The sequence below is a fragment of the Chroogloeocystis siderophila 5.2 s.c.1 genome, assembly GCF_001904655.1.
GTDB lineage: Bacteria > Cyanobacteriota > Cyanobacteriia > Cyanobacteriales > Chroococcidiopsidaceae > Chroogloeocystis > Chroogloeocystis siderophila.
Genome location: NZ_MRCC01000004.1, coordinates 125,908 through 140,206 on the forward strand (window position 1 = coordinate 125,908; position 14,299 = coordinate 140,206).

At 42.5% G+C, this 14,299-nt stretch carries 16 protein-coding genes; 10 read left to right on the forward strand and 6 right to left on the reverse strand.

The window, feature by feature from the left end; genetic code table 11:
* The first annotated feature begins 34 nt into the window (after positions 1-34).
* Together NIES1031_RS05540 and NIES1031_RS05545 are read left to right on the forward strand one after the other, a co-directional pair.
* A complete protein-coding gene (locus tag NIES1031_RS05540) occupies positions 35-1,768 on the forward strand; it encodes a hypothetical protein (RefSeq protein WP_236738730.1) in 1,734 nt (577 codons plus the stop codon).
* A gap of 63 nt (positions 1,769-1,831) precedes the next feature.
* The gene (locus NIES1031_RS05545) at positions 1,832-3,775 is read left to right on the forward strand and encodes a hypothetical protein (RefSeq protein ID WP_073548500.1); all 1,944 of its coding nucleotides are present in this window, start codon (positions 1,832-1,834) and stop codon (positions 3,773-3,775) included.
* Here the strand turns inward: NIES1031_RS05545 and aroB are convergent.
* The gene (aroB, locus tag NIES1031_RS05550) at positions 3,772-4,866 is read right to left on the reverse strand and encodes a 3-dehydroquinate synthase (protein ID WP_073548501.1); all 1,095 of its coding nucleotides are present in this window, start codon (positions 4,864-4,866) and stop codon (positions 3,772-3,774) included. The genes NIES1031_RS05545 and aroB overlap by 4 nt on opposite strands.
* A gap of 162 nt (positions 4,867-5,028) precedes the next feature.
* Here aroB and petL point away from each other — a divergent pair, with 162 nt between their 5' ends.
* From petL to NIES1031_RS05565, 3 genes are all read left to right on the forward strand, one after another.
* Positions 5,029-5,124 (forward strand): cytochrome b6-f complex subunit PetL, encoded by a 96-nt coding sequence (petL, locus tag NIES1031_RS05555; RefSeq protein WP_073548502.1) that lies wholly within the window; start codon positions 5,029-5,031, stop codon positions 5,122-5,124.
* 86 nt (positions 5,125-5,210) lie between these two features.
* Positions 5,211-5,456, forward strand: coding sequence for a hypothetical protein (locus tag NIES1031_RS05560; protein WP_218596679.1), 246 nt, complete (start codon positions 5,211-5,213; stop codon positions 5,454-5,456).
* A gap of 52 nt (positions 5,457-5,508) precedes the next feature.
* The gene (locus tag NIES1031_RS05565) at positions 5,509-5,772 is read left to right on the forward strand and encodes a transposase (RefSeq protein ID WP_236738731.1); all 264 of its coding nucleotides are present in this window, start codon (positions 5,509-5,511) and stop codon (positions 5,770-5,772) included.
* A 121-nt stretch (positions 5,773-5,893) separates the two neighbouring features.
* Here the strand turns inward: NIES1031_RS05565 and NIES1031_RS05570 are convergent, their stop codons facing one another.
* The 3 genes from NIES1031_RS05570 to NIES1031_RS05580 form a co-directional block, all read right to left on the reverse strand.
* Positions 5,894-6,103: a type II toxin-antitoxin system HicA family toxin gene (locus NIES1031_RS05570; RefSeq protein ID WP_073548504.1), complete on the reverse strand. Its 210-nt coding sequence runs from the start codon at positions 6,101-6,103 to the stop codon at positions 5,894-5,896.
* Positions 6,100-6,303, reverse strand: a complete 204-nt coding sequence (locus NIES1031_RS05575) for a type II toxin-antitoxin system HicB family antitoxin (protein ID WP_073548505.1) — start codon at positions 6,301-6,303, stop codon at positions 6,100-6,102. Before NIES1031_RS05575 ends, NIES1031_RS05570 begins: the two co-directional genes overlap by 4 nt.
* A 104-nt stretch (positions 6,304-6,407) precedes the next feature.
* A complete protein-coding gene (locus NIES1031_RS05580) occupies positions 6,408-7,046 on the reverse strand; it encodes a DNA-3-methyladenine glycosylase family protein (RefSeq protein ID WP_236738732.1) in 639 nt (212 codons plus the stop codon).
* Positions 7,047-7,358: 312 nt separating this feature from the next.
* Here NIES1031_RS05580 and NIES1031_RS05585 point away from each other — a divergent pair, with 312 nt between their 5' ends.
* Positions 7,359-8,000, forward strand: a complete 642-nt coding sequence (locus NIES1031_RS05585) for a pentapeptide repeat-containing protein (protein WP_073548506.1) — start codon at positions 7,359-7,361, stop codon at positions 7,998-8,000.
* A gap of 15 nt (positions 8,001-8,015) precedes the next feature.
* Here the strand turns inward: NIES1031_RS05585 and NIES1031_RS05590 are convergent, their stop codons facing one another.
* Positions 8,016-8,693 carry a TetR/AcrR family transcriptional regulator gene (locus NIES1031_RS05590; RefSeq protein WP_073548507.1) on the reverse strand — a complete coding sequence of 226 codons (678 nt, stop codon included), beginning with the start codon at positions 8,691-8,693 and terminating at the stop codon, positions 8,016-8,018.
* A 167-nt stretch (positions 8,694-8,860) separates the two neighbouring features.
* On the opposite strand from NIES1031_RS05590, the gene NIES1031_RS05595 reads away from it, so the two are divergent.
* Positions 8,861-10,117 carry an HlyD family secretion protein gene (locus NIES1031_RS05595; RefSeq protein WP_073548508.1) on the forward strand — a complete coding sequence of 419 codons (1,257 nt, stop codon included), beginning with the start codon at positions 8,861-8,863 and terminating at the stop codon, positions 10,115-10,117.
* Positions 10,118-10,133: 16 nt separating this feature from the next.
* Positions 10,134-12,122 (forward strand): ATP-binding cassette domain-containing protein, encoded by a 1,989-nt coding sequence (locus tag NIES1031_RS05600; protein ID WP_073548509.1) that lies wholly within the window; start codon positions 10,134-10,136, stop codon positions 12,120-12,122.
* Between the two features lie 2 nt (positions 12,123-12,124).
* On the opposite strand, the gene NIES1031_RS05605 is transcribed toward NIES1031_RS05600, so the two are convergent.
* Positions 12,125-12,577: a DUF29 domain-containing protein gene (locus NIES1031_RS05605; protein WP_073548510.1), complete on the reverse strand. Its 453-nt coding sequence runs from the start codon at positions 12,575-12,577 to the stop codon at positions 12,125-12,127.
* Between the two features lie 97 nt (positions 12,578-12,674).
* Here NIES1031_RS05605 and NIES1031_RS05610 point away from each other — a divergent pair, with 97 nt between their 5' ends.
* Both NIES1031_RS05610 and NIES1031_RS05615 read left to right on the forward strand, forming a co-directional pair.
* Positions 12,675-13,190 carry a GNAT family N-acetyltransferase gene (locus NIES1031_RS05610; RefSeq protein WP_073548511.1) on the forward strand — a complete coding sequence of 172 codons (516 nt, stop codon included), beginning with the start codon at positions 12,675-12,677 and terminating at the stop codon, positions 13,188-13,190.
* Positions 13,162-14,262: an ABC transporter permease gene (locus NIES1031_RS05615; protein WP_073548512.1), complete on the forward strand. Its 1,101-nt coding sequence runs from the start codon at positions 13,162-13,164 to the stop codon at positions 14,260-14,262. The genes NIES1031_RS05610 and NIES1031_RS05615 overlap by 29 nt, the downstream gene beginning before the upstream one ends.
* The last annotated feature ends 37 nt before the right edge of the window (positions 14,263-14,299 follow it).

A 14,299-nucleotide genomic window follows, 5' to 3' on the forward strand; every position in this document is an offset into this window, starting at 1 on the left:
CATGTTAAACAAATATTTACAGCTCACGACTCCTGTGGCTAGAACATTCAACCGTCAGGTAATGTTCTGGTTTAGCCTGAGTATGACGTTTGCATTGATTTATGGAATTTTAGGACTTCAGCAAGCGTTTAGCAGTGAGTACGTGGTGCAGGATGATGCGCGACAGCACGTGTTTTGGATGCAGCGGTTTTTCGATCCTGAGTTGTTTCCTAACGATTTTATTGCCGATTATTTTCAGTCGGTTGCGCCGCAAGCATACACTGCGCTCTATCAAATTATAGCGAGTGTGGGGATTAATCCGCTGTTTTTGAGTAAAGTTTTGCCAATCGTGCTAGGGCTAGTTACTACTGGATACTGTTTTGGTGTGTGTCTAGAAATCCTTCCCGTACCTGCAGCAGGATTTGTGGCTTCATTACTGCTTAATCAAACCATTTGGCTCAAAGAAGATTTAGGCTCGGCGACAGCGAGAGCTTTTTTGTATCCATTGTTTTTAGCATTTTTATATTACTTTCTACGACGTTCATGGCTACCAACATTAGTGGCGATCGCACTGCAAGGTTTATTTTATCCGCAAACTTTACTGATCTCTGCCGGAGTCTTAATTTTACAGTTAGTCTGCTACGAGCGATCGCGTCCTCGTTTATCTCGAAATCGCAACGATTATCTCTTTTGTGCAGCAGGCTTGGTAGTTGCTTTTTTAGTGATGTTACCATACGTGTTCGAGTCGTCGCCGTTTGGTCCTACGATTAGTGAAGCCCAAGCAAGAGCATTACCTGATTTTTTACCTGGAGGGCGCACGCAATTTTTTGCGAGTGGGCTTTGGAGGTATTGGATTTGTGGTAGGCGTAGCGGTTTTTTACCTGATGAGTGGTGTCAACCGACTTGGAGAGCATCAATACAGCCGTTTTTCCTTTCGCCACCAATTTGGCTCGGTTTTTTGTTACCTAGTCTGCTACTATTTCCCCGTCCATTTGCTTTAGTTAAGTACGTTAAGCAGGTGCGAGTTTTACTCGACATTGTACTAGTTTCATTTTTTATGTTCTTCGCTGCGCACGCAGTGTTATTTAAGCTTTATCTTCCTAGCCGCTACACGCAACATAGCTTGCGGATTGTGTTAGCGATCGCCACAGGAATTTCATTAATATTAATTCTAGACGCACTGTTTCGTTGGGCAGAACAACAAACAGTACGGAAATTCTTAACACTAGGTGCAACCGCATTAGTTGGCGCAGTTCTAATTTTATATCCTAGTTTTTTGCGAGTGACTGGACAAGAATTCCCTAGCCCTGGTTATGTTACGGGTAATGTACCACAACTGTATGAGTTTTTCAAGCAGCAACCAAAAGATACTTTGATTGCATCGCTCACAGAAGAAACTGATAATTTACCAACATTTTCGCAGCGATCAGTCCTCGCGAGTCGGGAACTTGCTATTCCTTATCATGTAGGATACCAGCGTGAATTTAGTCAACGGGCTACTGATCTAGTTCGCGCGCAGTATAGTCAAAACTTGACAGACGCAGAGAATCTAATTCAAAAGTATGGAGTTGATTTGTGGTTAGTAGATCGCGCCGCGTTTACGCCTGAATATTTAGTACGCCATCGGTGGTTGAGTCAAAGACAGTTTCAGCCCGAAATTCAAGCAATTAGAGCTAGACTCGAACAAGGCTTAGTTCCGGCTTTAGCAAAGTTGGTTGATCGCTGTTCGGTGTTTGAGTCTCAAGGGTTAGTTGTAATGCAAGCCGAATGTATTGCCTCAGCAAAGTAAACATCATTTTGAGCACGTTCGCTCCCAAGCAACTGCGATTAGTGTAATTTTTCTGCTATGCTCATGACAGGCGTGCACAAATTTCTCACGGCTCCAACGACTAAAACTTCCAGCCGTCAATTTATATTTTGGTTTACTCTAAGCATAACTTTTGCTTTACTATTCAGTTTTCTGTCGCTCGATGAAGCTTTTGGAAGTAACTACGTTGTACAAGATGATGCTAGACAACACGTCGTCTGGATGCGGCGATTTTTGGACTCATCGTTGTTTCCCAATGATTTCATTGCTGATTACTATTTATCAGTAGCACCACCAGGATATACAGCTTTTTACAGAGCTTTTGCAATTGCAGGTATCGATCCAGTGGTTGTGAGTAAGATTGTGCCAGTTTTGCTCGGTTTGGTAGCTACAGCATACTGCTTTGGAGTTAGTATGCAAATATTGCCTGTGCCCACCGCCGGATTTCTGGCAACATTGATCCTCAATCAAAATCTGTGGTTGAAGGATGACTTAGCTACTGGTACAGCACGAGCTTTTGCATATCCTCTATTTCTAGCATTTTTATACTATTTGCTACGGCGATCGCTCCTGCCTTGTCTAGCTACTGTTCTTTTAATCGGACTATTCTACCCCTCATTTATCCTGATTGTAGCTGGTATCTTGTTTTTACGAATCCTGAGTTGGGAAAATGGAAAATTAAGTTTGTCACAAAATCGGAAAAATTATCTATTGTGTGGTATTGGGTTAGGATTAGCTGTATTGGTGATGTTACCTTATATCTTAACTCCCTCCGAATTCGGGCAGACATTTACACTCACACAAGCGCAAGCAATGCCAGAATTTTCTGCTGAGGGGCGCACCAGTTTTTTTATTGCAAATCGAAGAGAGTTTTGGCTGTTTGCCAGCCGTAGTGGGTTTTTCCCTGGAGAATGGCGAGGTTTACCCTATAACTATTTTCCCTTACTGCTTTGTGTTGGCTTACTGTTACCGTTGTTATGGCGATACCATGTTAGTTTTCCCCTTGTTAAAGAGATTACCAGCGCCGTCATCATCTTGCCGCAAACAGCTTTAGTATCGCTAAGCTTATTTTTAGCAGCACACCTTTTGCTGTTTAAGCTTTATTTACCTAGTCGCTACACGCAACCGAGTTTAAGAATGCTAACAGCAATTGCTGCTGGAATTGCGCTCACTGTATTATTAGATGCAGCATTTCGTGTCAAGCTACGCGCGCAGCAAAGCATTCTCAGAAAAAGCATGGTAGCCGCCTCGCTAACAGTACTTCTGGGAGTTTTGCTTGTATTTTACACAACATTTAGCTTACGACAGATAATAGCTGTTGCTACGGGAGTTTTTTTACTAATACTCATAGACACAATTTTGGTAGCAAGAAGCAACACAACGAGTAAACAAAGCTTTGGCACAATTTTCCTTGCCGCAATTTTAGCAATAGGTTTAATTTCATACCCAGTGCTTTTATTGAGTAAAGACTTTAACTTTCCAGATACGGGTTATCAAGTGGGGAAGTTTCCTGAATTGTATGCTTTTTTTGCCCAGCAACCAAAAGATACCATGATCGCCTCGCTAGAACGCGAAGCAAGTAATCTACCAGCGTTTACCAATCGCTCTGTACTAGTAGCAAGGGAATTTGCTATTCCTTACCATACAGGATACTACAACCAGATTCGGCAGCGACTTCTTGACTTGATCAATGCTCAATACAGCCCCAATCGCGAGCAGTTGTTAAGCTTTATTCAAAAATATAATGTAGATTTTTTTGTGGTAAATCGCGATCGCCTACTCTCGCCTTATTTACCTAGCGATCGCGGTGCGTGGGAAGTCAAGAATAATCTCTGGATTAGCCAATATCAACCAGCAGCAGCAATGGCAGAAGCAAGGTTTAAGCAAGGAATAGTGCCTGCTATGGCAAAACTTGCGGAGCGTTGTTCAGTTTTTGAAACTCAAGGTTTGAGAATCATAAAAGCAGAATGTATCACAAAAGTTCCTTAAATATACATTCGTTGCAAGACTTGATAAATAGCTTGTGAAGAAACTTGATCGGTTACTTTCACGACACCCATCTGTGTTGGTAAGACAAATCGCACTTTACCTGCTTTAACTTTCTTATCAGTTTGCAAGGCATCCACGATCGCATCACGATCAATTCCCGTTGGTAACTTGGTCGGTAGCCCCGTTTTTTGAATCAATGCCAACTGACGATCTTGCGATGCTTGCTCCCATAAACCCAGATTAACAGCTAGTTGTCCGGCAGCTACCATTCCAATCGCCACCGCCTCGCCGTGATTGACAACACGATACCCTGTTAAACTTTCGACTGCATGACCAATTGTATGTCCATAATTGAGGATTGCGCGTAATCCAGCTTCTTTTTCGTCTTTACTCACCACATCGACTTTGGCTTGACACGATCGCATCAGAATTTCTTGTAACAAGTTTTCGCTTAAATACTGAAAGTGATCTAAGCGATCGCACGCTTCCATTTGCGCGAATAATTCTGCATCCCAAATCACGCCATACTTAATGACTTCCGCCATTCCCGCCCGAAACTCGCGTTCGGGTAATGTTTGTAGTACCTGCGGATCAATTAGTACTAACTTAGGTTGATAAAACGCACCAATTAAATTCTTGCCCTGCGGATGATTCACGCCAGTTTTCCCACCGATCGCTGCATCTACCATTGCTAGCAGTGTCGTTGGAACTTGCACAAAATTGATACCGCGCAGCCACGTAGCCGCCGCAAAACCTGTCATATCACCAATGACACCACCACCCAAAGCAACCATCGTTGAAGAGCGTTCTAGGCGGTTTTCTAAAGCTGTATTGTAGAGTTTTTCGACTGAGGTGAGTGTTTTGTATTGTTCGCCGTCGGGTAAGTTGCAACTGCTGACCTCAAAGCCAGCATTTTCGAGGGATACGATTGCGCGACCGCCATAATGCTGGAACACCGTGGAATTGGAAACCAACAAGACTTTTTTACCTAGATTCAAGCCCGACATCAATTCCCCTAGCTTGGCGATTCCGCCAGGTGCGATCACAATATCATAAGCTTGTTGCGGTAAACTTAGCCGAATCGTGTGCATTAATAAAACCCATTACCAAAGCAGCAGCATTGCGCTGTTATTTTATCGTATTCACAACGGTAAGTAAGTCCCTTGTGGGTGATGCCACTTGTCATGCAGTATATGCTTTAATATTTTTTAATACCCAGTGTACTGGGAAAACTCTTGAACGGGAACAGAAAAATGCTTGGAGTTATCGCTTACATCGTCATGTTGGGTGCTTTTTTTGCCCTTGCGGTAGGATTACTATTTGGTCTACGTGCAGTCAAGTTGATTTAACGCGAGAAAGCGAGATAGTAGCGTCAACTGAAATAAACTGAGATTGGCTAGAGTAAATCTTAGCTGGCAACTCCGAGGATTGAACAATGGTTACGCATTCGGTGAGCCAATCTACTCATACACAACACAATACACTTCCACCGCTTGAAAGTGGCGATCGCCTGACTCGCCCTGAATTCGAGCGACGTTATGCGGCTGCATCCTACATCAGGAAAGCCGAACTGCGCGAAGGCATTGTTTACGTGGCATCTCCGTTACGACACAACCAACATGGCAAATCTCATAGTCGAGTGATAACTTGGTTAGGAGTTTATCAAGCACTCAGCGGCTGACCTCAAGCTGATCTACACCTCTAGCACCGAAGCCGAGGCAGAACAACAATTGATGACATTTGCCGAGAAATGGGACAAGCCGTATCCAATTATTAGCAAGTCTTGGATGGCTCATTGGCAGCGCCTCATCGGGTTGCTTGCCTTTCCAGTTGAAATCCTTACGATCTATACCACCAATGCGATTGAATCACTCAACATGACACGGCGAACAGTCTTGAACAACCACCGCACCTTTCCCACTGACGAGTCGGCGCTCAAATTCGTGTATCTTGCATTCCAAAACATTTCTAAAAAAAGGATTGGAAGGCCGCTTTGAATCGATTTGTGTTCGCTTTTGAAGAGCGATTTTCTACTTGACGAATCATGCTTGACACAAACCAGTTGACAAACCCGCAAGGAGCAACGATTTAGAGTTAAGACACCATGACAACTTACACTTAAAGTAGATCTTCCTCAGATAACTGAGCTATTTTCATTGAGGCTCTTAAAGTTCCTCTTTTTAAATCTTGATTGCGGTGAACAAGAATTGACCGAATTTGATTTGATTTAAGGTTTGCGTAGATGTGGTGGCTACCCGTAATTCTTTGCAAAACCCAGCCCTTTTGCTCAACAATCTTGCATAGCCACTTGTCAGAAATCAATTTCATACTGCAATTTCAACAACTTGATCGGTTGAATCAATGGCATTGTGACTATTGGCAACATCAAGCCACCCTTCAATAGCATCCTTTAAATTTGCCATTACCTCCTCCATCGTGTCACCTTCGGTGATACAACCAGAAAATGCGGGAACCTCTGCCCAATAACCGCCTTCTTCTGCCGGATGAATGATTGCTCTGATTTTCATACACCTGTTGAGCTTGTTATTAACAATATGCTAGCAACCCTATCAGTTTGCTCTCACCTTGTAGCTGCTGGAATCAGTATTTGTAGCACCCTACACAAATCAAATTAAGCCTTGTTTTGCATAAGGTAATAGTGCCAGAGAATTCGCGCTGCAACTGCCCGCCACGGTTTCCATTTCTCAGTAATTGCTTCGAGTTCCACTGGAGTTGGGCGCTTTGGTAAACGTTTAAGTTTTTGATACGCAATGGCTAACGCTAAATCGCCACTGGGAAACGCATCAGGGCGTTGTAGGCACATGAGTAAATAAATATCAACTGTCCAGTCACCGATGCCTTTGATTTGTCGTAGTTGACAGCGTACATTTGCATCATCCATCAGCGCTAGTTTGTCTAAATCAATGACGTTAGTTGCGATCGCTCGTGCTAATTCTCGACAATACAATATTTTGCGCTGACTCAATCCTGCTGCTTGCAGTTGCGCATCATCTAACTGTAAAAAGTTTGCAGGTGTTAGCAGGACAAGCTGCGATAAGCGCGTGAAAATTGCTTTGGCAGATGCTACCGATAGTTGTTGTCCAATAATGGTGCGCACCAATCCCACAAAACCTGTCTCGCGTTCCCAGTTGGGTGGATGTCCCCATTTTTTAACAATGCTTGCTAGATCGCGATCGCGTTGTGTAAGTTCTGCGACTGCTAAAGTGATACTAGTTGTACTGAGGCGTTGTATACTCAATTGTCGTACCACGTAAACATCCTATAACTCGATTGCGTTGCTGATTGCATAAGAGTGCTGAGAAGATAATGTGGCGAGTAATATGAATATTTTAAGTGTTGAAACAAATTTTATAACTTCAGCGATTTTCTACAGTTTATAATAGGAGCATTAATCATTAATTACTATTTTTGTAGTGAATCAGCTTTCCTAAATTATTAAGGATAAGGATACTATTTTAGCAAGTTTTGTCAACAGAATAAAATTTCTTTAGAGCCAGCATTTGAAATTATAAACTTCTAAATCAAAGAGTCATATTACTCAATCACATTTGACAAGTGTTTTATGAAAGATCAGCCAAAGATTCCCGCAGATAAAATACCAGAAATATTTGATCGGGCTGCACGATTATACGCAGAGAAAAACCAAAGCTATTCGGCTGAAGAAATCATTCAAGCAGGTTTGGAGGCGAGAATTCCACCCGAATATATCCAAAAAGCGATCGCCCAAGTTCAGGCGCAGCAAAATTCTAAACAACCAACGCGTAGATTACAGTTTAGCAATTTCCCCCTAAATGCGATCGCAATTGCAGCAGCATTTATCTTAGGCAGTCTAGTAACAGCAACTGTTGCTGGAATCCAACCAACGCAAAGTCGAGGAAGGACTCCAACAAACTTTCTAGAAACAAATTTAGAAAGAGCAAACTTAAAACAAATCGACCTCAGAGGCAGAGATCTAAGTAATATCAACCTAACGAAAGCCAGACTCGACAGAGCCGATCTTAGCGACTCCAATTTAAGTCATGCTAATCTATCACGCGCTCGGCTGAGAAACGCCAATTTGAGTGGTGCAAACTTAAGTCGTGCTAATCTGTCACGCGCTGATCTGAGAAATGCGAACTTAGTAGGTGCAATTTTAGATGGCACTGATTTATCGCGTGCTAGGCTTGAAGGCGCAATTCTGCCTGATGGAATGAGATATCAGTGATTAGTAAGGTTCGTTTCAGTTAAGCGACGCTTGACACAAAACGCAATTCATCAAACTACTAATCAAGCGCTCTTTTTCCATGGGCATAGTATGCTTACCATGCAAGACTTCTTGTGCTAAAACAAATGCAACCAAAGAACCAAGAAAAATGCGGGCTGTTGCTTCGGTATCGGCAATATTAAGTTCTGGATGTGCTGTAAAGTAATTGCTGAGATTTTGAAATCCAAACTGGACAACTGTGCGCGTATAAAGTTGCGCTAATTCAGGAAACCGCGCCGATTCAGCAATAACTAACCGAAAAAAAGCAATGTATTCTTGGTCATCCATTTTAGCTAAAAACTTCTCCGCAATTCTCCGCAATACGGTTTGTGGTTCGCCTTCAAACGGATTTTGAAACTCAGACAAAAAGCTACGAATCGTCACGCGCTCAATCAACGCGACGAACAATCCTTCTTTATCTTGAAAGTGACTATAAATCGTCTGTTTGGATACACCAGCAGCAGCAGCAACGCGATCCATGCTTGTTTTGGCATAACCTTGTTTGAGAAAAACCTGCATCGCGCCTTGCAAAATCTGTTCGCGCTTCGTATTGCCACTTTCCAGAGGTTCTGACTCAATCTGCGCGGCTAATACACCGACTTCATTGAGGTAGTTTATTGCTGAATGCGAATTTCTCAGTGGGGAGTTAGCCATATTGCTCAAAGCTTAAATTTTTGTAAAAAGGCTTGTTTAATCATACTGTACGGTCTAGTATGATTTTATCAGCACTTTGGTCTTATAAAGACTCATAGTATTACAAACAACAGTCATGCCTGCGATAACAACAAGGGCAAGAGTTTCTAACTCAAAATTAAAAACCGATGTCGCAATTGATATCACAGCCGCAAAAACCCGCCCAAACGCCTGAATTCTCAGCGAAAGTACGTCGTAAAGTCAATCCGCGTTTGTTGATTCCGCTTGGGCTAATCATTGTTGGTGCAGTTGGTTTTTCAATTTGGTACTTTTCATCGCGTCCGAGAACTGATGCACTACAGCTAAGCGGTCGAATTGAAGGCTATCCAATAAATGTAGGGGCTAAAGTAGGTGGTCGGATTGAGCTTGTGACAGTGCGAGAAGGCGATTCGGTTCGTAAGAATGAAACGATTGTGCGGCTCGATGATGCAGAAATTCAAGCACAATTGCAAGGCGCAAATGCACGTTTAAGTGCTGCGCAGCAACAAGAACAACAAGCACGGTTGCAAATTGCCGTTGCCCAAAGCCAAATTGAAGAAGCACAGTTTAATTTACAACAATCGCAGGGAGACGCTCAAGGACGAATTGCGCAAGCAGAAGCAAACGTAGCCGCAGCCGAAGCACAGTTAAATCAAACACAAGCACAATTTATTGAAGCGCGATCGCAACTCGATTTAGCCCAGAAAGAACGCGATCGCTTTCAACAATTACTACAAGCAGGCGTGATTACACAGCAGCAATTCGATCAAACGCAAGCAACCTTTCAAACCGCCCAAGCCACACTGCAAAGCCGAGAAGCCGCAATCAGTGCTGCACAAAGACAAGTCAACGCAGCCCAAGGCGGATTAGTGCAAGCCCAAACCGCTAGTCTGAACCCGAATATTCGTAATACGCAATTGAATGCTTTACGCAGACAACTCGATGTCGCGCGATCGCAACTTGCAATAGCCCAAGCCGAAGTTAAAAATGCGCAAGCTACCCGCCAACAAATTCAAGCACAAATCACCGATCTCAACGTTGTCAGCCCGATTGATGGTGTCGTGTTAACTCGTAGTGTCGAACCTGGGGAAGTTGTAGCGACAGGTAAAACATTGTTAACAGTGATCGATCCCAACACGGTTTATCTGCGGGGTTTCATTCCTGGAGGACAAATTGGCAATGTGCGCGTTGGACAACGTGCGAATGTCTTTCTCGATTCTGCCCCTGATCGCCCGTTAGCGGCAAGAGTCACCGCAATTGATACGCAAGCGTCATTTACTCCAGAAAATATCTACTTCCGTGAAGATCGAGTACGACAAGTTTTTGGCGTCAAGCTGAGTATTGACGATCCCCAAGGATTTGCAAAGCCAGGAATGCCAGCCGATGGGGAAATTCTGACTCAATAAAAAAATTGCAACTTCAATGACAACTACAGATACAACAGCATTAACGACAGAATTAGTCATTCGAGTTGAAGGACTAGAGAAACGCTACGGTAAATTTGTCGCCGTTCGTGGAATTGATTTTACAGTACGTCAAGGAGAAATTTTTGGTTTAATTGGCCCCGATGGCGCGGGAAAAACGACAACGTTTCACATCCTCGCCGGAGTGATGGAAGCGAGTGAAGGTGCTGTACAAGTATTGGGGTTACCTCCCCGCGATGCACGGTTAAGTATCGGTTATCTCACTCAGCAATTTTCACTTTATCTCGATTTGAGTATTAACGAAAATCTCAGCTATAGTGCAGGCTTACGTAAAATTCCTTCAGATTTACTGCAACAACGGCGAAATAAATATCTCAAATTAATGGGATTAGAACGATTCGGCGATCGCCTCGCAGGACAACTTTCAGGAGGGATGAAGCAGAAATTAGCGCTTTGTTGTGCGTTAGTATCTCAACCGCAGATTTTACTTTTAGATGAACCAACGACAGGTGTCGATCCGGTATCGCGGCGGGAATTTTGGGATGTCCTCGCAACGTTAGCGAATGAAGGCGTGACGATTGTTGTCGCAACACCCTATCTTGATGAAGCTGAACGCTGTAACCGCATTGCGTTAATGTATGAAGGACAAATTCAGCAAATTGGTACACTCAAACAGCTGCGCGATGATTTAGGTTTAGAACGCTTAGAAGTGCGGACAGGAAATTTACAAGCCCTCGAAGTCGCAGAAAAGATTTTACTATCCACAGACGCAGAGTCGAATTCTCAGATTGATGTGATTGATGCCCAGCGGTATTATCAAGCGATCGCAGATGTGCAGAGTTTTGGCGATCGCCTCGATGTTTTAGTACCAAACGCCCAAAAAGGTAAAGCACAAGTTCGCAGATTATTGCATCAAAACAAAATCCCGTTAGACACAATTGAAACTGGCGCAGCCACTTTAGAAAATGTCTTTGTCACGCGCTTACGCACTGCGGGTTCCGATCCACCGTTTATTCCCTTTCCCAGAAAAAAGCGAGGGAATAATACTTCTACTTCATCAGTTGCAATTGGTGCAAACAACTTACAAAAGGTTTTTGGTAACTTTCAAGCCGTTAAAGGAGTCAATCTAGAAATTCGCTATGGGGAAATTTACGGGTTGCTGGGGGCAAATGGTGCAGGTAAAACAACGACAATTAAAATGCTATGCGGATTGCTTGAACCAACCAGTGGTAAGATTTCGCTGGCGGGAGAAACGCAAAATTTACGGAGTAATCAACTGCGACAGCGGATTGGTTATATGAGCCAAAAGTTTACGCTGTATGATGACTTGAGCGTTGTGCAGAATTTGGAATTTTATTGCGGAGTGTATGGAGTTTCGAGGAGATTACGACGCGATCGCATCAATTGGGTTTTAGAAACTTGTGGCTTGGTGGGTCAAGAAGATATGATTACGGGGCAATTACCTGGAGGTTGGAAGCAGCGAGTTGCCTTCGGGGCTTCAGTAATGCACGAACCGGAAATTTTATTTCTTGATGAACCCACATCCGGTGTCGATCCGCTAGCGAGGCGACAATTTTGGCGCTTAATAGAAGATTTTGCTCGCAACGGAACCGCAATTTTAGTAACTACACACTATCTCGAAGAAGCCGAACACTGCAATCGTATGGGCTTTATGGTTGCGGGGGAAGTCGTCACGCAAGGTTCACCGAGTCAAATCAAAGCCGAACAACCAGGACAACTTTTAGAAGTCATTACCGATAATACACAAGTTGCATCGAATTTACTCAAAACGCAACTCGAACCTTGGCGCGTATCAATCTTTGGCGAGAAACTTCATGTTGTTCTCGATCATCCAGAAGAAATTTCTCAACTTCGTTCAACTTTAAAGGAGGCAAAATTACAAATTCACGCACTTCGCCCAATTCCCTTTTCTTTAGAAGATGCATTTATCGGTATCGTGCAACGTGCAAGTTATAGTTGTGAATAATCTTACTCTGGTAGAAATTCATCATTTACTACTTCTACCAACTCATATGGACATTGCGTAGGAAATGTTTCCAAAGGTAATCCGGTTTCTGCTTTTGCTTGTTTGGCTGCTTCTGTATAAGCTTCAGCAAAGATGCTTTCCAGATAAGGCTTAAGGCTGGGAGATTCTTTGAGTAATTTTTTAATCCGCCTGCGATGTTCAATGATACTGCTTTCCCAACTACCGCTTCTGTATTCAGGTTGATATTGCCATTTGAGTAAGTGAAGCAAAACTACAATTAAATTACTTTCTAAACTTCTGCGTTCACCCCTCCCCATATCTTCAATTTCCTCGATCAAATTCTCCCAGTCAACACTTTCATAATTTTGACTTCGTAGTTTTTTTACAGTTGACTCAATCCATTCTAAATAATCTGTCTCGTACAGCGTTTGGTAATCAGCTTTGAAGGAATGCATAGGGTTTTTATTAGAATTTTATGACAATCAGCAAAAATACAACTGTATTAAATATTCTTAATTGTAACGAAGCTATTACTTGTCCGTGTTCAGAATCATGAATAAAAACTCACCGAGAGATATTACAGTACGCAAAGCAAGGCAAGAAGATGCAGAAGCTATATGTCATGTGCATTGTGTATCTGTACGTACATTATGTGCAAACAATTACACACCTGAGCAAATTGAAGCCTGGATAGGTAGCTCTGAACCAGAAAATTTTCGCAAAGCACTACTCGAAAGAGGTGAAATAGTATTTGTTGCTGAAATTGCGGGAGCGATTGCAGGATTTTCTTCTTTGTTCAAAAATGAAATATATGCTGTCTATGTTCATCCTGATTACACTCGTCGAGGAGTGGGTACGCGGCTTCTGAATGCTGTAGAAAAAGAAGCAATATTTCAACATATCACAAAGCTCAAACTTATAGCTTCAACAACATCTGAGCCTTTTTATCAAGCACATGGCTATCAAGTATTGGAACGCTCATTTCATGCCTTGAGTTCCGGCACACAAATTCCTTGCGTTTATATGGAAAAGTTATTAAATGAAACGAATTTTAGCACAGTGTATTAAAGAACTAGCACAATTTCGACGCGATCGCCTTACGGTTGCGTTAGCAATTTTATTACCTTTAGCCACTTTATTTATTTTTGGTTTTGCGATTCGTTTAGAAGCAACAAATATTCCGATTGTCATTCAAGACTTAAATAATAGTCCGCTTAGTCGTAGTTATATTGAGCAATTAATGGCGACGAATCAATTTCAACCTACGCGCTGGGAAAATAACATAGTAGAAGCATTAGAAAGAGGAATTGCCAATGCAGGTGCAATCATTCCGCCTGATTTTGACGCACAAATTAACTCAAATCAACCTACTACCATACAAGTGTTAATTGATGGGACTGACGCTAACAATGCCAGAATTATTCAAAACTCATTTAGAGCGACAACCAATGCTTTTTTACAAACTTCTGGTATCCAACAAGAACAGCCTAATATTGTAGCGAGAATTCGGATATGGTTTAATCCAGGACGTCGAGAGTCCTTGTATATTGTCCCTGGAGTTTATGGCGTAATTTTGTGGATTTATCCGTCATTGCTGGCGGCGATCGCAATGGTACGCGAAAAAGAACGCGGTACGATTCTACAAGTTTACGCTTCCAGCCTCACCGCTGCCGAATTATTATTAGGTAAAGGACTTGCTTATTTCCTGATTGGTATTGCCCAAGCAATTGTCATTATCAGCCTAGGTTCACTCTTATTTCAGCTAAGTTTTGCTGTTGAACCAACAGCGTTTATTCTGGGAACTTCACTTTATTTATGGACAAGTGTATTATTTGGTTTACTCATCGGAGTCAGAGCGAGTAATCAAAACGCTGCGGTACAAGGAGTTGCAACAATTGGTTTTCTTTCGTCACTCTTACTGTCTGGCTTTATATATCCTTTGAGTAACATTCCTTTTCCACTATCGCTCATTTCTAGTATTTTACCCGCTCGCTACTACATCGAACTCAGCCGCGATGCATTTGTCCGTGGTACAGGTTGGATAGGAGTTTGGTTTATTCCCCTAGTTCTCATAGTTATCGGCTTGCTACTATTTAACACAGCAAGAAAAGCATTAAGCCGAATGCAATTACCATACTAAATAAAAAAAAATCAGAAGTCTCCTTTTACATTCTATT

Bases quoted from the DNA above. Each gene is read 5' to 3' on its own strand.
- NIES1031_RS05545 (WP_073548500.1), top strand. From the start codon at position 1,832: ATGACAGGCGTGCACAAATTTCTCACGGCTCCAACGACTAAAACTTCC.
- aroB (WP_073548501.1), bottom strand. From the start codon at position 4,866: ATGCACACGATTCGGCTAAGTTTACCGCAACAAGCTTATGATATTGTG.
- petL (WP_073548502.1), top strand. From the start codon at position 5,029: ATGCTTGGAGTTATCGCTTACATCGTCATGTTGGGTGCTTTTTTTGCC.
- NIES1031_RS05560 (WP_218596679.1), top strand. From the start codon at position 5,211: ATGGTTACGCATTCGGTGAGCCAATCTACTCATACACAACACAATACA.
- NIES1031_RS05565 (WP_236738731.1), top strand. From the start codon at position 5,509: ATGACATTTGCCGAGAAATGGGACAAGCCGTATCCAATTATTAGCAAG.
- NIES1031_RS05570 (WP_073548504.1), bottom strand. From the start codon at position 6,103: ATGAAATTGATTTCTGACAAGTGGCTATGCAAGATTGTTGAGCAAAAG.
- NIES1031_RS05575 (WP_073548505.1), bottom strand. From the start codon at position 6,303: ATGAAAATCAGAGCAATCATTCATCCGGCAGAAGAAGGCGGTTATTGG.
- NIES1031_RS05585 (WP_073548506.1), top strand. From the start codon at position 7,359: ATGAAAGATCAGCCAAAGATTCCCGCAGATAAAATACCAGAAATATTT.
- NIES1031_RS05590 (WP_073548507.1), bottom strand. From the start codon at position 8,693: ATGGCTAACTCCCCACTGAGAAATTCGCATTCAGCAATAAACTACCTC.
- NIES1031_RS05595 (WP_073548508.1), top strand. From the start codon at position 8,861: ATGTCGCAATTGATATCACAGCCGCAAAAACCCGCCCAAACGCCTGAA.
- NIES1031_RS05600 (WP_073548509.1), top strand. From the start codon at position 10,134: ATGACAACTACAGATACAACAGCATTAACGACAGAATTAGTCATTCGA.
- NIES1031_RS05605 (WP_073548510.1), bottom strand. From the start codon at position 12,577: ATGCATTCCTTCAAAGCTGATTACCAAACGCTGTACGAGACAGATTAT.
- NIES1031_RS05610 (WP_073548511.1), top strand. From the start codon at position 12,675: ATGAATAAAAACTCACCGAGAGATATTACAGTACGCAAAGCAAGGCAA.
- NIES1031_RS05615 (WP_073548512.1), top strand. From the start codon at position 13,162: ATGAAACGAATTTTAGCACAGTGTATTAAAGAACTAGCACAATTTCGA.